We start from the raw sequence: 20526 nt of genomic DNA on the forward strand, positions 1-20526 counted from the left end.
GGGGCCGCGATGAAAATCCTTGTCCTCGGCGCCGGCGTGGTCGGCACGGCATCGGCCTGGTATTTGCGCCAGGCGGGCCACGACGTGCGCGTGCTCGAGCGCCAGGCAGGCGCCGCGCAGGAAACGAGCTTCGGTAACGGCGGGCAGATTTCCGTCTCGCACGCCGAGCCATGGGCCAATCCCGCCACCCTGCGCAAGGTGCTCACGTGGCTGGGCAAGGACGACGCGCCGCTGCTGTTCCGGCCCCGTCTCGATACGCTGCAATGGCAGTGGGCCTTGCACTACCTGCGCGAATGCCTGCCATCGCGCGTGTCGCGCAATATGCGCCAGATCGTCGCCCTGGCCGAGTACAGCCGCCAGAGCCTGCAAGCCTTGCGCCGCGAAACGGGCGTAGCCTACGACCACCTGGAACGGGGCATCCTGCATTTCTATACGGACCAGCAGGAGTTTGATAAATCGCAAACGGGCGCCGCGTTCTTGCGTGAACTGGGCTGCCCGCGCAACACCGTCAGCGCCGATGACGTGATCCGCATCGAGCCCGCCTTGGCCCATGCGCGGGACCGCATCGTCGGCGGTGACTTCACGGCCAGCGACGAGTCGGGCGACGTGCATCTATTTACCACGGCGCTGGCCGCGCGCGCAGCCAGGGCGGGCGTGGATTTTCAGTACAGCACGACGGTGACGCGCTTGCTGGCAGATGGTGGAAGAGTCACGGGCGTGGAATGCATCGATGCGCAAGGGCGCCACCGCCTCGAGCACGCGGATGCCGTGGTGGTTGCCATGGGCAGCTTTTCCACACCGCTGCTGCAGCCGCTGGGCATCCGCCTGATGCTGTATCCGGGCAAGGGCTACTCCGCCACCTATCCGATTGTCGATTCCGCTGCCGCACCGACCGTATCGCTGACGGACGATGGCCACAAGCTGGTGTTTTCGCGCCTGGGATCGCGCCTGCGCGTGGCGGGCACATGTGAGCTGAACGGCTACACGCGCGAACTGAACCCCGTGCGCTGCGCCGCCATCACGCGCCGTGTGCAAACGCTGTTTCCTCACGCCTGCGATTACAGCGACCCCGTCTACTGGGCCGGCCTGCGTCCCCTCACACCGTCGAACGTGCCGTATATCGGCGCCACGCGCTATCGTCAGCTCTATCTGAACACAGGCCACGGCACCCTGGGCTGGACCATGGGCTGCGGCGCGGGCAGGGCGCTGGCCGACCTCGTGTCCGGGCGGCGGCCGGAAGTCGATTTTGCGTTTTGCGGGGAAACCCAAGGAAAAAGGCTGGGGTCGGACCCTCAGGGTCCGACCCCGGATTTTGCTTCTGGTTTAAATGAATTGCACAGGAGATCACGATGAGAGACGACGCCACCCCCAGCCAGCCATCCGGCGGCCTGACACTGGCCGGCACCACCTACCAGTCGCGCCTGCTGGTGGGTACCGGTAAATACAAGGATTTCGAGGAAACGCGCCTCGCCATCGAGGAGAGCGGCGCCGAGATCGTCACGGTCACGATTCGCAGGGTCAACATCGGTCAGGAGAAGGGCGAGCCGAATCTGCTCGACTTCATCCCGCTGTCGCAATACACGATTTTGCCCAACACGGGCGGCTGCTACAACGCGCGCGACGCCGTCTATACCTTGCAGCTGGCGCGCGAGTTGCTGGGCGGGCACCCGCTGTGCAAGCTGGAAGTGCTCGGCGATGAAAAGACGCTGTTCCCGAACATGCCGGAAACATTAAAAGCGGCGGAGCAGCTGGTGAAGGATGGCTTCCAGGTGATGGTGTATTGCAGCGACGACCCCATCCAGGCGCGCATGCTGGAAGACCTCGGCTGCATCGCCGTCATGCCGCTGGCGTCCCTGATCGGCTCGGGCATGGGCATTTTGAATCCATGGAATCTGTCGCTGATCATCGAGCAAGCCCGTGTGCCCGTGCTGGTCGATGCGGGCGTGGGCACGGCGTCGGACGCGGCCATCGCCATGGAACTCGGTTGCGACGGCATCTTGATGAATACCGCTATCGCGGCGGCGCGCGAACCGATACGCATGGCGCGCGCCATGAAACTGGCAGTGCAGGGCGGACGCGAGGCTTACCTGGCCGGACGCATGCCCCGGAGAGCGGGCACCATGAGTGCTACGCCCTCGTCGCCGATGGCCGGGCTGATCGCCTGAGCCGCCGTATTACTGCATTTGCAGCACCGTTGTTGATTCCTGTTTGAAGCACGATAAAAACCACAATACCTGGAGATGACATGAAACACACACTCGTAGCGGCGGCCGTCCTGGCCACACTCTTCGCCGGCAGCGCCAGCGCCCAATCGTCCGTCACCGTGTACGGCTTGCTCGACGCGGGCCTGACGTCCGAACACGGCGGCGCGGAAGGCTCCGTCACCAAGCTGGCCACCGGCGTGCAGTCGGGCAGCCGCATCGGCTTCAAGGGCACGGAAGACCTGGGCAACAACTTGAAGGCTAATTTCTTGTTGGAAAATGGCCTCGACCTCGATACGGGCGCTTACCGCCAGGGCGCCCTGTTCGGGCGCAAGGCTTATGTGGGCCTGTCGGGCGGCTTCGGCGCCGTGAATATCGGCTTGCAGCACAACCCGCTGTTTACCGCGCTGGACAATATCGACCCCTTCGAGACGGGCATGACGGGCGCCTCGATCAACCTGATGAGCGCGGCCAGCCTGCGCACGAAAAACGCCATCATGTATGAAACGCCGAAGGTGAACGGCTTGTCGGCCGCCGTCATGGTTGGCCTCGGTGAAAAGCCGGACAGCAACACCCTGGGCCGCACCATCGACTTTTCCATCGACTACGCCAACGGTCCGCTGGTGCTGACCCTGGCGCATGACAAGCGCAAGGACACGCCGCTGAACACGGCAAAAGTGACCTTGCTGGGTGGCACCTACGACTTCGGCCCCGCCAAGCTGCATGCCGCGTATGAAACGGACAAGGACGATGCGGGCACGGATTTCCGCGACTACATGCTGGGTGTATCGGCCCCCGTGGGCGCGGCCGGCAGCGTGATGGCCTCGTACATCCGCAAGGATGACCGCACGAACCTACGCCGCGGCGGGCGCCAGCTGGCCATCGGCTATACCTATGCCTTGTCCAAGCGCACCAACCTGTACACCTCGTACGGCCGCATCAACAACGATGGCGCGGGCAGCAACTTCGTCGGCGACGCATCGAGCGGCGGCAGCGTACCCTTGCCTGGCCATAACTCGAGCGCCTTCACGGCCGGCATGCGTTTGAAGTTCTAAGCACGGCGATGCAGGGAGCGATGGCGGCTTGTCTGTTGCGGATAAGCCGCCATTGTTGTTTCAGGAGTGGACCTAAGTCACGGATTCCGGATTCAGGAATGAAACAGTCCGATTTTTCATGAATTTTCATTGACAGTCCATTTTGCAACCGTTAAATTGAATATGTATTTCAAATATCGGAACAAAATATACCGATTTTTCATAAAACTGTAAGGAGACTGAGCTATGACCGATTTGTCCGACCAAAAAGCCGCCGCCGCTGCCGCAGTGAACCCTCCTGCTCCAGTGGGCCCGCAAAAGATGACGCCTTCCGAAGCGTTCGTGGAAACCCTGGCCGCCAATGGCGTGACCGACATGTTCGGCATCATGGGCTCGGCCTTCATGGACCCGATGGATATCTTCGCCCCCGCCGGCATCCGTTTGATTCCCGTCGTGCACGAGCAGGGCGCCGGCCACATGGCCGACGGCTATGCCCGCGTCTCGGGCCGCCACGGCGTCGTCATCGGCCAGAACGGCCCCGGCATCAGCAATTGCGTGACGGCGATTGCCGCCGCCTACTGGGCGCACACCCCGGTCGTGATCATTACTCCTGAGACCGGCACGATGAGCATGGGCCTGGGCGGCTTTCAGGAAGCGAACCAGCTGCCGATGTTCGAGGAATTTACGAAATATCAAGGCCATGTGACCAATCCGGCCCGCATGGCGGAATTCACGGGCCGTTGTTTTGATCGCGCCATGTCGGAAATGGGTCCGACGCAACTGAACATCCCGCGCGACTATTTCTATGGCGAAATCAAGGCCGAAATCCCCAAACCGAACCGCCTGGACCGCGGTGCCGGCGGCGAACAAAGCCTCAACGATGCTGCAGAACTGCTGGCCAAGGCCAAGTTCCCCGTCATCATCTCGGGCGGCGGCGTGGTCATGGGCGAAGCGATTGAAGAGTGCAAGGCCCTGGCCGAGCGCCTCGGCGCGCCAGTGGTGAACAGCTATTTGCATAACGACTCGTTCCCCGCCAGCCATCCGCTGTGGTGCGGTCCGCTCGGTTACCAGGGTTCGAAAGCGGCCATGAAACTGATCGCCCAGGCCGACGTCGTCGTCGCCCTCGGTTCACGTTTGGGACCGTTCGGCACCTTGCCGCAGCACGGCATGGATTACTGGCCGAAAAACGCCAAGATCATCCAGATCGATGCGGACAACAAGATGCTGGGCCTGGTCAAAAAGATTTCGGTGGGCATCTGCGGCGATGCCAAGGCAGCCGCTAAAGCCATCCTGGCGCGCCTGGATGGCAAGAGCCTCGACTGCGACGCCACGCGCGACGCGCGCTATGCCACCGTGCAAGCCGAGAAGGCCGCGTGGGAAGAGGAATTGACCAACTGGACGCATGAAAAGGATGCGTACAGCCTGGACATGATCGAAGAGCAAAAGAAAGAGCCGGGCAGCTATCTGCACCCGCGCCAAGTCTTGCGCGAGCTGGAAAAAGCCATGCCGGAAGACGTGATGGTGTCGACCGACATCGGCAACATCAACTCCGTGGCGAACAGCTATCTGCGCTTTGAAAAGCCGCGCAGCTTCTTTGCAGCGATGAGCTTTGGCAATTGCGGTTATGCGTTTCCGACCATCATCGGCGCCAAGGTTGCCGCGCCGCACCGTCCAGCCGTGTCGTATGCGGGCGACGGCGCCTGGGGCATGAGCTTGATGGAAACGATGACCTGCGTGCGCCACAACATTCCCGTCACGGCCGTGGTGTTCCACAACCGCCAGTGGGGTGCGGAAAAGAAAAACCAGGTGGATTTCTACAACCGCCGCTTCGTCGCCGGTGAGCTCGACAACCAGAGCTTTGCCGAGATCGCGCGCGCCATGGGCGCCGAGGGCATCACGGTCGACAAGCTGGAAGACGTGGGTCCGGCCTTGAAAAAGGCGATCGACATGCAGATGAATGAAGGCAAGACCACCATCATCGAAATCATGTGCACGCGCGAGCTGGGCGACCCGTTCCGCCGCGATGCGTTGAGCAAACCGATCCGTCATCTGGATAAATACAAAGATTACGTTTGATTGCTGAGCCAGCGGCAAAAAGCCGGGGTCAGTCCCTGCGGGATTGGAACGCGCTCCATTGGAGCGCATTCCCCCGGCGGGTCTGACCCCGGAATTTAGCCTTGGCCCGGCGTAATCCGACACCACCCTGACCGATCCTTGTATGACCCCGGCAATCGCGCCGGGTTTTATGTGCCGGAATCATTGCTTCATATTTTCTACCTTATGCTGCCATGGTTCCGGCATTTTTTTACCGAATTGGAGTCGCCATGAAAGCCCTGCACCGCATCATCGCACAAGCCCGCGCCGTGCCGAAAAACATCGTCTTGTGCGAGGGCGACGACGCGCGCGTACTGCAGGCGGCAGCGCGGGCAGCTGCCGAAGGCCTGGCGCATATCACCCTCGTCGGCAAGCCGGCCGCCATCCTGGCCCTGGCGCGCGAACACGCGCTGGACCTCGATGCCGTGCGCCTGGTAGATCCGGCAGAGTCAAGCGAGTCGGAACACTATGCCCAGCAATTGTTTGTGCTGCGCCAAGCCAAGGGCATGACGGTGGAGCAGGCGAGGATCGCCGTGCAAGACCCGCTGTGCTACGCCAACCTGATGGTGCGCCTGGGCGACGCCGACGGCTGCGTGGCGGGGGCCGTGCACACGACGGCCGACGTGGTGCGCAGCGCCATCCAGATCATCGGCGTCGATCCGGCCTTCAAGCTGGTGTCGAGTTTTTTCCTGATGATGCTGTGCGAACCTTTCCATAGCCTCAAGGGCGGCTTCATCTTTTCCGATTGCGCCCTGGTGGTCGATCCGAAGGCGGAAGAATTGGCCGACATCGCCATGGCCGCCGCCGACAGCGCGCAAGCGTTGCTGATGGAAGAACCGCGGGTCGCCATGCTGTCGTTTTCCACCAGCGGCAGCGCTCACCACGCGGCCGTCGACAAGGTGCATGCGGCCACGGAACGGGTCAAGGCCCAGCGTCCGTTGCTGGCCATCGATGGCGACGTGCAGCTCGACGCGGCCATCGTGGCCGAGATTTCGCAGAGAAAAGTCAAGGATTCCGTCGTCAACGGTCGCGCGAATGTGCTGGTGTTCCCGAACTTGGACGCCGGCAATATCGGCTACAAACTGGCCGAACGCATGGGCGGCGCTGTCGCCATCGGCCCCTTGCTGCAAGGCTTGAAGAAGCCCGCCAACGATTTGTCGCGCGGCTGCAGCGCCGACGACGTCTACAACGTGATTGCGGTCACGGCCGTGCAGGCCCAGGGTGGACGCTGACTTCCTGTTCAGCTTACCCGTGCTGGCGCTGCTGGGCGTGGTGGCGGCGGGCACATACTTTCAGACTGTCACGGGCTTTGGCCTGGGCATGATCGTCATGGGCGTGGCAAGCGGCCTGGGCCTGGCGCCCGTGCCCGCGCTGGCGGCCCTCGTCAGTTTGTTATCGCTGGCCAATTGCCTGGTGGCTTTGCCGGGCGCCGTGCACCACCTGGACTGGCGCGCTATCCGCGCGGCCAGCATCGGCTTGCTGCCGGCCATGGCGGCCGGCGTCTTGCTGCTCGGCTACCTGGACCAGGCATATGCGCCCGTCCTGAAACTGTTGCTGGGCGCGGCCATCATGTATGGCGGCGTCAGTATCTTGCTGCAGGCGCCGCCGGGACCGGGGGCGGCCGACAAGCGCAGCTTCTTCATCAGCGGCGTGTGCGGCGGCCTGTTCTCGGGCCTGTTTTCGCTGGCCGGGCCACCGCTCGTGTACCAGTTTTATCGCCAAGAAATGAGTTTAAAGACCATCCGCTACAGCTTGATCTTCCTGTTCGCCATCAGCGCGGGCGGACGCTCGCTGATGGCGGGCAGCCAGGGTCAGCTCGACGCGAAAGTGTTACTTTTGTGCATGCTGGCCCTGCCCGTGGGCGTGCTGGCCACCATGGCCGGCAAGCGCTACCCGCCACCCATCGCCCAGCGCGGCATGCGCCGCATCGCGTTTGCCGTGCTGACCTTGATCGGCCTGTCGCTGATGGTGGCGGCGGTGCCGCAATTGCTGGGCTAATCGTGCGGCGCTTGCAAAATATGCACACAGCCTTTATATTCGCGGTTCTTTCTCGAACCTCTTCCTTATTGGAGCCAAAAGTGCCTCGCTTCTTCGCCATCACCTGCTAACGCTGACGAAATGCTCTTGCAGCATCGTTCGGCGCGTTGACGCCCCCGATTGCTGCGGCACTGCTCTTTCCGCACACGTATCCGTGACGCTAGTCTCGATCGTACACGCCCGAACACGTCGTCAGTATCCCTGACCCTGTATGGACACGCCCCGGTGAACGCGGCGTGGGACGCTATGTTTTTACAATCTTTACCCTTATTCAAATACCCGCGCACGCCGCACCTGGAAGGCTCGCGCCTGCAGGACGGCGACGACGGCTCGGACCAGATGCCCCTGAAAAAGCTGGCCGGCCAGTACGTCGTCATCGAGGAAAAAATCGATGGCGCCAACTCCGCCGTGTCGTTCAGCGATGCGGGCGAGGTGCTGCTGCAGTCGCGCGGCCACTACCTGGCGGGCGGCGGCAGCGAGCGCCAGTTCAACCTGCTCAAACCGTGGGCGCAGGCGCATGAACACGCCTTGCTGCATCTGCTGGAAGATCAGTATGTGCTGTTTGGCGAATGGTCGTACAGCAAGCATTCCGTGTTTTACGACCGGCTGCCCCATTACTTCAACGAGTTTGACGTGTATTGCCGGCGCAGCCAGATGTTTTTGTCGACGGCGCGCCGCCACGCCATGCTGGCCGGCTCGCCCGTGCTGTCCGTGCCCGTGCTGTATGCGGGCTTGATGCCGACGTCGCCGAAACAGCTGTGGCTGCTGCTGCGTCATTCGCTGGCCAAGTCCCGCCTGTGGCGCGACGCTTTTGAACAGGCGGTGGCGCGCGAACGCCTGCCGCTGGACCTGTGCTGGAAACAGACGGACAAGTCCGACCACGCGGAAGGCCTGTACCTGAAAGTGGAAGACGACGAGCAAGTGCTGGCCCGCTACAAGCTGGTGCGGCATGACTTTACGCAAACCATCCTCGACAGTGGCTCGCACCACAGCACGCGGCCCCTGATCCCCAACCAGCTGGCTGACGGCGTAGACCTGTACGCGCCGCAGCCGCTGGTCACGTGGGAAAGCCTGGGCTTGCACACCTGCCAGTCGCTCGATGAACTGGCTGCCTACTCAAGGAGTACAACATGATGCACTGGAAAACCCTGCAACAACTGGTGCCGCCAGCGGGCCAGTCGCCCGATTTCAACGCATGCCTGGCCGCTTTCCCGCAGCTGGAACTGGCCAAGACGACGCCGCAAAACCCCGTGTATCACGCGGAAGGCGATGTGTGGACGCATACCATGATGGTGGTGGAATCGCTGCTGGCCATGCCCGACTATCAGCAAGCCACGCGGACGGAACAGGAAATCGTGTTCCTCGCCGCCTTGCTGCACGACGTGGCCAAGTGCAGCACCACGGTGATCGACCCGGTGACAGGCGCCATCGGCCAGCCCGGCCACTCGCGCAAGGGCGCCCTCGATGCGCGCATCGCCCTGTGGGATTGCGACGTGCCGTTTGCCGTGCGCGAGGAAATCTGCCGCCTGATCAATGTGCACCAGGTGCCGTTTTTTGCGCTGGAAACATCGCGGCGCGGCGTCACGCCCGAATTTACCGTGCGCGAACTGTCGTGGCAAGTCGATATCCGCCTGCTGGCCATGCTGGCCGAGGCCGATATCCGCGGCCGGATCTGCCCGGACCCGCAGCGCATACTCGATGCCATCGAGCTGTTCCGTGAACTGGCGCGCGAGGAAGGCTGCTATGGCCAGCGCAGGGTCTTTGTCGACGACCACACGCGCGTCAAATACTTTCGCGGCGCCGAGGCGCATCCCGATTATCCCCTGTTCCAGGAAGCGGGATCGCACGTGATCGTCATGTCGGGCTTGCCCGCGTCGGGCAAGAATACGTGGGTGGACAAGCACCATCCGCGCCTGCCCGTCGTGTCGTTTGACGATGCGCGCATGGCCCTGGGCTTGAAGCACGGCAAGAACGAAGGCCAGGTGGGCGACTACGCGGAAGAGCGGGCGCGCGAGCTGTTGCGCCGTGGTGAACCGTTCGTGTGGAATGCCACGCATCTGTCCAAGCTGATGCGCGAAAAGACGCTCAACCTGCTCTATAAATACCACGCGCAGGTGGAGCTGGTTTACCTGGAGCAGCCGCGCAAGGAATTGCTGCGGCGCAACGGCCAGCGTGACACATCGCTCAGCAACAAGAAGCTGCAAGCGATGTTGTGGAACTGGGAAATCCCGCTGCCGATGGAAGCGCACGCCGTGCGCTACGAGCTGGCTTGACGGTCTAGCGTTTCTGTCCGTCCAGCAACTGCGCGATCTCGCTGAACAGCTCATTGTTCAGCGAGGCGGGCAGGGTGGTGGCCAGGCTGCGGCTGTAGTAGGCGCCCAGGTCCAGGCCCAGTCCCAGGCCGCAAATTTCCACGGCGCCCTGCGCTTCGCGGCGCGCCACCACTTGTTTTAAATGTTGCGCCAGATAAAACTCGTCGTTGGCCAGATTCGTGGCCGTATCCATCGGGCAACCGTCGGAGACGACGAGCAGGATGCGCCGCCGTTCCGGGCGCGCCAGCATGCGGCGACACGCCCAATCCACGGCTTCGCCGTCGACGCCTTCGCGGTACAAGTCCGCCTTCAGCAGGGCCGCGATGTCGGGCCGCGCGCGGCGCCAGCGCGTGTCGCCATCCTTGAAGACCATGTGCACGAGTTCATTCAGACGGCCCGGATTCGCCGGAGAGCGGGCGCGCATCCAGTCACGCCTGACTCTGCCCCCATTCCACGCACCCGTCGTAAAGCCCAGCAATTCCGTGGCAATCCCCGCCTGGTCCAGTGCGCGCAATACAATGTCGAGCAGCACGGCGACCGATTCCGCATGCGTCTTCATGGAGCCGGAGCAATCGACAAGGAAGGACACCAGGCAATCGGCTTGCGGCAGGAGTTGTTCCTTGCGAAACAGCCTGCGCTCGGACGGCGAGCTGATCAGCTGCGCCAGACGGCGGCCATCGATATAACCTTCTTCCTCGCCAAACGACCAGCCTTCGCGCTCGGGTACGGCCAGCAATTGCGTGAAACGCCGCGCCAGGCGGGCCGTGTTGATGCCCAGGCTGGCGATGCGCGCATCCATGCGTTCGCGGTAGTCGAGCAGCAGGGCGCGGCGCACCAGCTCGCCCGCTTTTTCTTCGCGGTCGTAGGCCGTAGAGTAAGCCTTGTAGGCGCCATCGCTGTCGCGCAAGGCGCGGCTCTCGCCCAAGGGAGCCGCATCGGGAAGGTTGTCGTTGTCGCTGTCGAAATCGAGCAACAGCTTGAAGGCTGTCTGCGCCTTGGCGTCCCCGGCCGCGTTTTGCTGGTCATCCTGGGGCGCCTGCGCTTCTTTCAGCATGGCATCGACGGCATGGGCGATGGCCAGCGCGTGGCGCGCAAAGGCGGCTTGGTCCGTGCGGTGGCGGCGCAGACCCGCCAGGTCGCCGCTCAATTGTGACGAGACTGACCAGCGCGTGGCTTCGATAAAATCTTCCGTCTTTTCCAGCACGGGCCGGGCTGTCAGTCGCGACCAGCACATCTGGAACACTGTATACAAGAGCAGGCCCGACGCGCCCTCGGCCAGGCCGGAATCGTAAAACGCGTGCGACCAGGCAGTAAAACGGTGACGCAGGTTGTGGATCACGCCTGCATGTTGATCTGGCGCAAGTGTTTCCACTCTTAATTGTTCCAGCAATTCGAAGACCAGGCGCGCCACGGGTTCGACCGGACACAGCGACTTGTGCAGGGCGGCATCCGTGTGCAGCAAACGCAGGGCCACGCTGTCGGCCGCGCCGCGCAGCGAGGGTAAATCCTGCAGCGCTGCATCGGTCTGCAGATGGGCTGCGTGAATGGGCAGCGGGCGGTGGCCATCGTGCAGGCGCCGGCCCCGGTAGCGTATCGTTGCTTGTCCGCTCAGAGCGCGGATGGCGCCCGCGCACAGTTCATCCGTTTCCTGCTGCTCGCGCGTGTAGGCGGCAGGCGCAGTTGCTTCCGCGTTCATGGCGCCGTCGCCAGCAATTCCTCGTTGAAACAGCGCTGGTAATACTCGGCCACCATGGGCCGCTCGGCCTCGTCGCATTTGTTGAGGAAGGACAGGCGGAAAGCCAGGGCCGGGTCGCGGAAGATCTGGCAATTCTCCGCCCAGGTGATCACCGTGCGCGGCGACATAAGGCAAGCCAGGTCGCCCGCCGCATAGCCGTGGCGCGTGAGGCTGGCCACGGCCACCATGCTGCTTGCCAGCTGGCGGCCCGCTGCATCGTTCATGGCAGGGACTCTGGCCAGCACGATTTCCGTTTCTTCCGCCTGCGGCAGATAGTTCAGGGTGGCAACGATGTTCCAGCGGTCGATCTGCGCGTGATTGAGCACTTGCGTGCCGTGGTACATGCCGTTCAGGTTGCCCAGGCCCACCGTGTTCGAGGTGGCGAACATACGGAAGTGGGGATGCGGCGTGATGACCCGGTTCTGGTCGAGCAGGGTGAACTTGCCGTCGCGTTCGAGGATGCGCTGGATGACGAACATCACGTCGGGGCGGCCCGCGTCGTACTCGTCGAAGATCAGGGCCACAGGGCGCTGCAAGGACCAGGGCACGATGCCTTCCTGGAATTCCGTCACTTGCTGCTGTTCGCGCAGCACGATGGCGTCCTTGCCGACCAGATCCAGGCGGCTGATGTGGCCGTCGAGGTTGACGCGCACGCAAGGCCAGTTCAGGCGCGCCGCCACCTGCTCGATATGCGTGGACTTGCCCGTGCCGTGCAAGCCTTGCACCATCACGCGGCGGTTATGCGTGAAGCCGGCCAGGATCGCCAAGGTCACATCCTGGTTGAAGCGGTAGGCGGGATCGATGTCGGGCACGTGCGCGTCGCGTTCCGTAAAGACGGGCACGAGCAGGTCGCTGTCGATATTGAACAGGCTGCGTACGGACTGCAAGGTTTGCGCCGCTGCGGCGGGGGGATGTTGGCGTGAATCTGGCACCTTGTTCTCCTGTGAAACCGCAGCATGGGCGCTACGGCGGTTATGAATGACCGGTTTGTAATGCGTCGTCGTCCCCGCCCGTCGTCGGCATGGTTTCCGATTCGATGGCGGCCAGGGCTTGCGCGGCGCGTTGCAATGCTGGCAAGAAATGTAAAGCCTTGTCGTGCGTCAAACGGATGATGGGCGCCTGGATCGCCACGGCCAGGTTCGAGCGGCCGTTCGGGTTGGGCACTAGCACGGCCACGCACAGCAGGCCGGGCAGGAATTCCTCGTCGTCCAGCGCGTAGCCGTTGCGGCGCACCAGTTCCAGTTCGCGTTCCAGCTTGACGGGGTCCGTTTCCGTCTTGTCCGTAAAGCGCGTCAATTCCATGTGGCCCAGCAGGCGGCGCCGTTGCACGGGCGTCATTTGCGCCAGGAACAGCTTGCCGCTCGACGAGCAGTGGGCCGGCACGCGCGAACCTGGATGCAGATAGAAGCGCAGTGGTGCCGCCGTTTCCACCCGGTCCAGGTACACCACTTCGCTGCCGCTGAAGGCCGTCAGGTTGCAGCTTTCGCCCACTTCCTCGACCAGCTGGCGCAAGACCATGCGGCGCGCGCCATGGAACGTGTTGTTAATCAAGAGGTTCGACGCCAGGCGACGCAGGCGCACGCCGGTGCTGTAGTGGCGGCCATCGCTTTCGCGCTGAAGCACGCCCACGCTTTCCAGCTGTTGCAGCATGCGGTGCAGGGTGGGCTTCGGCAGCCCTGTCTCTTCCACCAGCGCTTGCAGCGACAGCAACTGGTCTTTCTCGGCAATCACTTCCAGCAAGGCAAACAAACGCATCGTGGGCGTGTCGCCTTCCAGTTTTTCCGGCTCAAGTTTTGGGGATGAAATCATGTCCATGGTGGCCTCGGTTGGGTAGCTATGAGTGTTACTTCAGCTTATTTCATTTTCGAACTCAAATTGTACCGTTTCCTTGAAAATCTGTTTGACTTTTGATTCCCGAACGCTTAAATTGAATTGTATATCAAATTTCGGAACAAAATATACCGATTTTTGATAAATAAGTTGATCACTACACTGCAGTTCATTACAACAGACCAGGAGACACCCATGAATGACATGACCGAGCAAAAAGCCGCCGCAGCCGCGATACCTACCGGCCCGCAAAAGATGACGCCTTCCGAAGCGTTCGTGGAAACCCTGGCCGCCAATGGCGTGACCGACATGTTCGGCATCATGGGCTCGGCCTTCATGGACCCGATGGATATCTTCGCCCCCGCCGGCATCCGTTTGATTCCCGTCGTGCATGAGCAGGGCGCCGGCCACATGGCTGACGGCTACGCCCGCGTCTCGGGCCGCCATGGCGTGGTCATCGGCCAGAACGGCCCCGGCATCAGCAATTGCGTGACGGCGATTGCCGCCGCCTACTGGGCGCACACCCCGGTCGTGATCATTACTCCTGAGACCGGCACGATGAGCATGGGCCTGGGCGGCTTCCAGGAAGCGAACCAGCTGCCGATGTTCGAGGAATTTACGAAATATCAAGGCCATGTGACCAATCCGGCCCGCATGGCGGAATTTACGGGCCGCTGCTTTGACCGCGCCATGTCGGAAATGGGCCCAACGCAACTGAACATCCCGCGCGACTATTTCTATGGCGAAATCAAGGCCGAAATTCCCAAACCGAACCGCCTGGACCGTGGCGCCGGCGGCGAACAAAGCCTCAACGATGCTGCAGAACTGCTGGCGAAAGCCAGGTTCCCCGTGATCATCTCGGGCGGCGGCGTCGTCATGGGCGAAGCGATTGAAGAGTGCAAGGCCCTGGCCGAGCGCCTCGGCGCGCCAGTGGTGAACAGCTATTTGCATAACGACTCGTTCCCCGCCAGCCATCCGCTGTGGTGCGGTCCGCTCGGTTACCAGGGTTCCAAGGCGGCCATGAAACTGATCGCCCAGGCCGACGTCGTCGTCGCCCTCGGTTCACGTTTGGGACCGTTCGGCACCTTGCCGCAGCACGGCATGGATTACTGGCCGAAAAACGCCAAGATCATCCAGATCGATGCGGACAACAAGATGCTGGGCCTGGTCAAAAAGATTTCGGTGGGCATCTGCGGCGATGCCAAGGCAGCCGCTAAAGCCATCCTGGCGCGCCTGGATGGCAAGAGCCTCGACTGCGACGCCACGCGCGACGCGCGCTATGCCACCGTGCAAGCCGAGAAGGCCGCGTGGGAAGAGGAATTGACGAATTGGACGCATGAAAAGGATGCGTACAGCCTGGACATGATTGAAGAGCAAAAGAAAGAGCCGGGCAGCTATCTGCACCCGCGCCAAGTCTTGCGCGAGCTGGAAAAAGCCATGCCGGAAGACGTGATGGTGTCGACCGACATCGGCAACATCAACTCCGTGGCGAACAGCTATCTGCGCTTTGAAAAGCCGCGCAGTTTCTTTGCAGCGATGAGCTTTGGCAACTGCGGTTATGCGTTTCCGACCATCATCGGCGCCAAGGTTGCCGCGCCGCACCGTCCAGCCGTGTCGTATGCGGGCGACGGCGCCTGGGGCATGAGCTTGATGGAAACGATGACATGCGTGCGCCACAACATTCCCGTCACGGCCGTGGTGTTCCACAACCGCCAGTGGGGTGCGGAAAAGAAAAACCAGGTGGATTTCTACAACCGCCGCTTCGTTGCCGGTGAACTCGACAACCAGAGCTTTGCCGAGATCGCGCGCGCCATGGGCGCCGAAGGCATCACGGTCGACAAGCTGGAAGACGTGGGTCCGGCCTTGAAAAAGGCGATCGACATGCAGATGAATGAAGGCAAGACGACCATCATCGAAATCATGTGCACGCGCGAGCTGGGCGACCCGTTCCGCCGCGATGCGTTGAGCAAGCCGGTGCGTCATCTGGATAAATACAAGGACTATGTTTAAGTAAGCCAAGGTCGCAAATGCTGGGGTCGAACCCTGAGGGTTCGACCCCGGTACTTGCATCCGGGTTTGGTTGGGTTATGACGAAATTCTCACACATTGTCACTTCAATAGCGCAATTTCAATAAAGAATACAAGGCGTCCCGTTTTTTGGATTATTTGATTTGACAAGGCCAGGCTTAAGGCTTAAATTCAATAAAAGACAAAAAACGGAACGTAGCGTATCAAAAACGATTTACGGAGACCACCATGAACCACCCTGTACCGCACACCGACGCCGTGACTACTGATTTCCTGCAAGCGTTCGGCGATGCCTGGAACCGCCACGATATCGAGGCCCTGATGGCGGCGATGGCCGACGATTGCGCATTCCACGCCGTGGCCGGTCCTGACTTGCTGGGCAAGAGTTTCATCGGCCGCGATGCCGTGCGCGCCGGCTTCGAGCTGGCCTGGCAAACCTTCCCCGACGCCGCCTGGCTCAATCCGGAACACTTCGTCAGCGGCGAGCGCGGCGTGACGGAGTCGACCTTTGCCGGCACCAAGGCGGACGGCACGCGCATCGAAGCGCGCATGGTCGACATTTTTACTTTCCGCGATGGCAAGATCGCCGTGAAGAACGCCTTCCGCAAGGATCGCCCACCGGTCGCTACCGGCAACAAAGCCTGAGCCAGCACGTTCACCGGGAATGATCATGAACAAACCTGTCGACACCCCATCTGACGTACTGGGCAACAGCACCGCCGCCCGCACGCCTTACGATCCCGCCTTCGATCCGCTGGTGGCCCAGCGTCCCGGCCACGGCAATGCCTACGCGCCCACCTACTGGATCGGCACGGCCGGCGAGCCGCCCGCCGACGACGGCCCCATCACGCATGACATCGACGTCGATGTGGCCATCATCGGTTCCGGCTTCACGGGCCTGTCGTGCGCCATCTTCCTGGCCCAGGAACACGGCATCAAGGCCACCGTGCTGGAAGCGAACCGCGTCAGCTGGGGCTGCAGCACGCGCAACGGCGGCCAGGCGCAATGTACGACGGGCCGCCTGAAACGCTCGCAGTGGATAGACCGCTATGGGCTGGACACGGCCCTGAAACTGCACGTGGAAGTGTGCGACGCGATGGCAACGTTCAAGAAGATCACGGCCGAGATCGATTGCGAGCCGCAGCCGGGCGGCCACCTGTACATCGCCCACAAGGCGAAAGCCATGCCTGCGCTGGAAAAAGAAGCCAAGGTCATGCGCGAGATCTTCAAGTATGACGCCCGCATCCTCGACGCCGACACCGTCAGGCGCGAATTCGTCGACGACAAGGAAGCGGCCGGCGCGCTGCACGAGCCGGAAGGCATAGGCATCCATGCGGGCAAGCTGGCTTTCGGCTACCTGCGCAAGGCGCGCGCGCTTGGCGCCAAGGTGCACCCGTCCAGTCCCGTGATGGGCTGGGAAACGCGCAATGGCGTGCATTATCTGCAAACGCCGGGCGGCGTGGTGCGCGCCCGTGCCGTGGCCGTGGCCACGGGCGGCTACACCTCACCCCATCTGCATCCGCAAGTGAAAAACCGCTTGCTACCGATTTTGTCGAACTCGCTCGTCACGCGTCCGCTGACCCCCGCGGAAATCGAGGCGTGCAACTTCCGCACCCACCAGGTGATCACGGATACGCGCATCCTGCGCCACTACTACCGCTTGATGCCGGACAATCGCGTGCAGATCGGCAGCCGTAGCGCCATCACGGGCGCCGACGCGCCGGACGACAAGTACAAACAGTTTTTGATCAACGATCTGCACCGCAAGTTCCCCGCGCTGACCGGCATCGCCATCGATTATTCGTGGTGGGGCTGGGTCGACGTCAGTCACGACATGATGCCGCGCATCGTGCAACCGGACCCGAAGCAATCGATTTTCTATTCGCTCGGTTACGGCGGCAACGGCGTCATGTACTCGGCGCAGGCTGGGCGGCGCATGGCCGAGCGCATCGCGGGCAAGGCCAGCGACACGGGCTTGCCGATCTTCAATTCCAAATTGCCGTATCCCAACATGATGGAACTGGTCGAGTCGCAAGCGTTCGCCCCGTTCCGCCGCCTGGGCCAGCGCTTCCTGTACCGCTGGTATCACTTGAAGGATGAGGTTTTCTAAAAGCAGCACTGCAGTTCAAGTCGCCGCATGAGCTGGCATAGACCGGCCAGCGGCGCCTCCCGAAAGGGATGAGATTGCCCGCACGTTCACACATAACAATACACTTGGAGTGAGACATGAACACATACACGAGCAAAACGGTATTTTCAATGATGCGCCGCGCCGTCCTCGGCACCCTGGTGCTGGGCGTCGCCCTGGCGTCCAGCGGTACGGTCTTTGCGCAAGGCAAGGAAGTGACGATTGCCTACCAGGAAATCAACGGTCCCTTCCTGGTGGCGATTGCCAGCGGCGAAGTGGAAAAGACCACCGGCTATAAAATCAACTGGCGCAAGTTCGATTCGGGCGCCAAGGTGGCCACCGGCATGGCTTCCGGCGACGTGCAGATCGGCGTCATCGGTTCCAGCCCCCTGACGGCGGCGGTCAGCCGCGGCGTCGATCTGCAGCTGTTCTGGATCATCGACGACATCAATGAAGCCGAAGCGATGGTGGCCCGCAATGGCGCCGGCATCAGCAAGCCCACGGACTTGCGCGGCAAGAAGATCGCCGTGCCGTTTGTTTCCACCACGCACTTCCACACCATGTTCGCGCTGGAAACGTGGGGCATCAAGCCTGCGGAAGTGAAATTGCTGAACATGCAGCCGAACCAGATCGCCGCTGCCTGGGAACGGGGTGACATCGACGCCGCCTTCGTGTGGGACCCGGCCTTGAGCAAGCTTAAGCAAAACGGCAAGGTGCTCGTCACGTCCGGCGAACTGAGCAAGAAGGGCAAGGCCACGTTTGACGGCATGGCCGTCGAGCGCGCCTGGGGCGAAGCGAACGCGGACTTCATGGCCAAGTTCGTCAAGGTGATGGCGGCCTTTGATGCCGACTACCGCGCCAATCCGAAGGCGTGGACCATCGATTCCCCGCAAGTGAAAGCCAACGTCAAGCATTCGGGCGCGGCTGCCAAGGACGTGGCCGCTTCCGTGGCCCTGTACGCCTACCCATCGTTGCAGGAGCAGGCCTCGCCGGCCTGGCTCGGTGGCGGCGCGAAGGGCGGCGTGGCACAAGCTTTGCTGGCCACGGCGCAATTCTTGAAGGGCGAAGGCAAGATCGACACCCTGGCCACCGACTACAGCAAATATGTCACGCCCCGGTATGCACAGGCCGCCAGCCTGCTGAAGTAAACGTTGTGCGATGGCGCGCCTGCGGGCGCGCTGACTGAACAGATGCGTTGAACTGAAGTACTACATATGCGGGGACATCATGGAAAATCTGTACGTCAAGGATGTCAGCGTGATTTATCCGGGCAAGACGGCCGGTGAACGCGTACATGCCTTAAATAATATCAACCTGACCATCAATAGCGGCGACTTCGTCGTCGCGCTGGGCGCTTCGGGCTGCGGCAAGACCACCTTGCTGAGCCTGATGGCGGGCTTTATCGCCCCGTCCAAGGGCGAGATCATGTTGGGTGAGAACAAGGTGGAGGGACCGGGCGCCGACCGTGGCGTGGTGTTCCAGAAACATGCCTTGCTGCCATGGCTGAACGTAATGGAAAACGTGGAATTCGGCCTGAAGCTGCAAGGCGTGCCGAAAGCCGTGCGGCGCGAACAGGCGGCCAAAAACCTGGCGCTGGTGGGCTTGAAGGACTTTCACGACAATATGATTTATCAATTGTCGGGCGGCATGCAGCAGCGGGTGGGCATCGCCCGCGCCCTGACCAGCAATCCCGCCATGCTGCTGATGGATGAACCGATGGCGGCGCTCGACGCGCTGACGCGTGAAACCATCCAGGAATTGCTGCTCGCTATCTGGGCCAAGTCCAGCACCATGTTCTTCTTCATTACCCACAGCGTCGACGAGGCGCTGTTCCTGGCGAACCGGCTGATCGTCATGTCGCCCCGTCCGGGCCGCATCACGCACACGTATGAACTCGATTTCAACAAGCGCTTCCTCGAATGCCGCGATGCGCGCGCCGTGAAATCGAGCCCGGACTTCATCAAGATGCGCGAAACAGTGCTCAACATCATTTATGGCGACGAGCGCGCAGTCAACAAAGAGCTGGAGGTGTCCCATGCATAGCCCATCTGTCGTGGGATTTCCTCCCACCACCGCCAAGCGCGCCGGTTTCTTTGGCCGCCTGTTCGCTCCCCGCTGCGCCATGCCAGGCGAAGCGTTCGGCGCGCCGGGACAGGGCAATTCCAGCCGCATAGCCACCGTTACCGTCATCGCCGTGCTGTTGCTGTGGTTAGCCGTGACGGCCAGCGGCATGGTGAAACCCTTGTTTTTACCTTCGCCGCAAGCCGTGTACGAGAAATTCATCATGGCGGCCACGACCGGTTTCGGCGGCGCCACCCTGTGGGAACACACGGTGGCCAGCCTGGTGCGCGTGTTTGGCGCCTTTGGCCTGGCCTGCCTGCTGGCCATTCCCATCGGCGTGATGATGGGCGTCAACCGCGTGGCACGCGGCATCTTCGATCCCTTGATCGAGTTCTACCGTCCCTTGCCGCCGCTCGCTTACTTGCCACTGGTGATCATCTGGTTTGGCATCGGCGAGTTTTCGAAGGTCTACCTGATCTTCCTGGCCATCTTCGCGCCGATGGCGATCGCCGCCCGCGCCGGTGTCAGCTCGGTGTCGCTGGAGCAGATCCACGCGGCCTATTCGATGGGGGCCACGCGCTTCCAGGTCATCGTGCACGTAATTCTGCGTGCCGCCATCCCGGAAATTCTGACCGGCATGCGCATCGGCATCGGCGTGGGCTGGACCACCCTGGTGGCGGGCGAGATGGTGGCAGCCACGCGCGGCCTCGGCTACATGGTGCTGAGCGCCTCCGAGTTCCTGGCCAGTGATGTGGTGATCATGGGCATTATCGTGATCGGCTTCTTCGCTTTCCTGTTTGATTTGATGATGCGCTACCTCGAACGTACCCTCGTGCCATGGAAGGGCAAGGTGTAAGACGTTCCCGGGAGTGGCGCGCACGCCACAAGTGTTGCCGCCGCTCCTCTTTTTAAACCGCCATACCTCGTACGTATCCTCCAGCGCGCCTGTCTCTTGGCTGCCGCGCCGGGCCGCTGCATTTCCAGATTGACTTATGGCATGCAGCCAACCAGACTGATTTGATGATGTATCGATGCTGCTTGACGGTGTTGCCCAAATAAAACAAAG

General features: G+C 62.0%; 17 protein-coding genes. 14 read left to right on the forward strand and 3 right to left on the reverse strand.

Annotated elements, in window-relative coordinates:
• Window positions 1–9 precede the first annotated feature (9 nt).
• From ACQ4WL_RS13515 to ACQ4WL_RS13550, 8 genes are all read left to right on the forward strand, one after another.
• Entirely contained in the window at window positions 10–1353 is a 1344-nt protein-coding gene (locus ACQ4WL_RS13515; RefSeq protein WP_436510233.1) for a D-amino acid dehydrogenase, read from the forward strand.
• Window positions 1350–2165, forward strand: a complete 816-nt coding sequence (locus ACQ4WL_RS13520; RefSeq protein ID WP_436510234.1) for a thiazole synthase — start codon at window positions 1350–1352, stop codon at window positions 2163–2165. Before ACQ4WL_RS13515 ends, ACQ4WL_RS13520 begins: the two co-directional genes overlap by 4 nt.
• An 80-nt stretch (window positions 2166–2245) precedes the next feature.
• Window positions 2246–3256, forward strand: a complete 1011-nt coding sequence (locus tag ACQ4WL_RS13525) for a porin (RefSeq protein WP_436510235.1) — start codon at window positions 2246–2248, stop codon at window positions 3254–3256.
• Window positions 3257–3556: 300 nt separating this feature from the next.
• A complete protein-coding gene (xsc, locus tag ACQ4WL_RS13530; protein WP_436510415.1) occupies window positions 3557–5311 on the forward strand; it encodes a sulfoacetaldehyde acetyltransferase in 1755 nt (584 codons plus the stop codon).
• Window positions 5312–5559: 248 nt separating this feature from the next.
• A complete protein-coding gene (gene pta, locus ACQ4WL_RS13535; RefSeq protein WP_436510236.1) occupies window positions 5560–6561 on the forward strand; it encodes a phosphate acetyltransferase in 1002 nt (333 codons plus the stop codon).
• Window positions 6551–7327, forward strand: a complete 777-nt coding sequence (locus tag ACQ4WL_RS13540; RefSeq protein ID WP_436510237.1) for a TSUP family transporter — start codon at window positions 6551–6553, stop codon at window positions 7325–7327. The genes pta and ACQ4WL_RS13540 overlap by 11 nt, the downstream gene beginning before the upstream one ends.
• A gap of 285 nt (window positions 7328–7612) precedes the next feature.
• Complete coding sequence (locus tag ACQ4WL_RS13545) at window positions 7613–8500, forward strand: RNA ligase family protein (RefSeq protein ID WP_436510238.1); 888 nt, start codon at window positions 7613–7615, stop codon at window positions 8498–8500.
• Entirely contained in the window at window positions 8497–9639 is a 1143-nt protein-coding gene (locus tag ACQ4WL_RS13550) for an AAA family ATPase (RefSeq protein WP_436510239.1), read from the forward strand. Before ACQ4WL_RS13545 ends, ACQ4WL_RS13550 begins: the two co-directional genes overlap by 4 nt.
• Window positions 9640–9643: 4 nt before the next feature.
• Here ACQ4WL_RS13550 and ACQ4WL_RS13555 read toward each other — a convergent pair whose 3' ends face one another.
• From ACQ4WL_RS13555 to ACQ4WL_RS13565, 3 genes are read right to left on the reverse strand one after another with little or no spacing between them, the layout of a single operon-like run.
• A complete protein-coding gene (locus ACQ4WL_RS13555; RefSeq protein ID WP_436510240.1) occupies window positions 9644–11374 on the reverse strand; it encodes a cobaltochelatase CobT-related protein in 1731 nt (576 codons plus the stop codon).
• Window positions 11371–12345: an AAA family ATPase gene (locus ACQ4WL_RS13560; RefSeq protein WP_436510241.1), complete on the reverse strand. Its 975-nt coding sequence runs from the start codon at window positions 12343–12345 to the stop codon at window positions 11371–11373. The genes ACQ4WL_RS13555 and ACQ4WL_RS13560 overlap by 4 nt, the downstream gene beginning before the upstream one ends.
• A 40-nt stretch (window positions 12346–12385) precedes the next feature.
• The gene (locus ACQ4WL_RS13565; protein ID WP_374106902.1) at window positions 12386–13222 is read right to left on the reverse strand and encodes an IclR family transcriptional regulator; all 837 of its coding nucleotides are present in this window, start codon (window positions 13220–13222) and stop codon (window positions 12386–12388) included.
• Between the two features lie 225 nt (window positions 13223–13447).
• Between ACQ4WL_RS13565 and xsc (ACQ4WL_RS13570) the strand changes: the two genes are divergently transcribed.
• The 6 genes from xsc (ACQ4WL_RS13570) to ACQ4WL_RS13595 all read left to right on the forward strand — a co-directional run bounded on the left by xsc (ACQ4WL_RS13570) (window position 13448) and on the right by ACQ4WL_RS13595 (window position 20316).
• The gene (gene xsc / locus ACQ4WL_RS13570; protein ID WP_436510416.1) at window positions 13448–15253 is read left to right on the forward strand and encodes a sulfoacetaldehyde acetyltransferase; all 1806 of its coding nucleotides are present in this window, start codon (window positions 13448–13450) and stop codon (window positions 15251–15253) included.
• Window positions 15254–15499: 246 nt separating this feature from the next.
• On the forward strand, window positions 15500–15916 hold the full coding sequence (locus ACQ4WL_RS13575; RefSeq protein ID WP_436510242.1) for a nuclear transport factor 2 family protein: 417 nt from the start codon (window positions 15500–15502) through the stop codon (window positions 15914–15916).
• A 25-nt stretch (window positions 15917–15941) separates the two neighbouring features.
• On the forward strand, window positions 15942–17381 hold the full coding sequence (locus tag ACQ4WL_RS13580) for an NAD(P)/FAD-dependent oxidoreductase (RefSeq protein ID WP_436510243.1): 1440 nt from the start codon (window positions 15942–15944) through the stop codon (window positions 17379–17381).
• Between the two features lie 116 nt (window positions 17382–17497).
• Window positions 17498–18547: a taurine ABC transporter substrate-binding protein gene (gene tauA, locus ACQ4WL_RS13585; protein WP_436510244.1), complete on the forward strand. Its 1050-nt coding sequence runs from the start codon at window positions 17498–17500 to the stop codon at window positions 18545–18547.
• Between the two features lie 79 nt (window positions 18548–18626).
• The gene (locus ACQ4WL_RS13590) at window positions 18627–19442 is read left to right on the forward strand and encodes a taurine ABC transporter ATP-binding protein (RefSeq protein ID WP_436510245.1); all 816 of its coding nucleotides are present in this window, start codon (window positions 18627–18629) and stop codon (window positions 19440–19442) included.
• A 79-nt stretch (window positions 19443–19521) separates the two neighbouring features.
• Complete coding sequence (locus tag ACQ4WL_RS13595) at window positions 19522–20316, forward strand: ABC transporter permease subunit (protein ID WP_426072549.1); 795 nt, start codon at window positions 19522–19524, stop codon at window positions 20314–20316.
• Window positions 20317–20526 lie beyond the last annotated feature (210 nt).

The organism is Janthinobacterium kochi (assembly GCF_051380715.1).
Classification (GTDB): domain Bacteria; phylum Pseudomonadota; class Gammaproteobacteria; order Burkholderiales; family Burkholderiaceae_D; genus Janthinobacterium.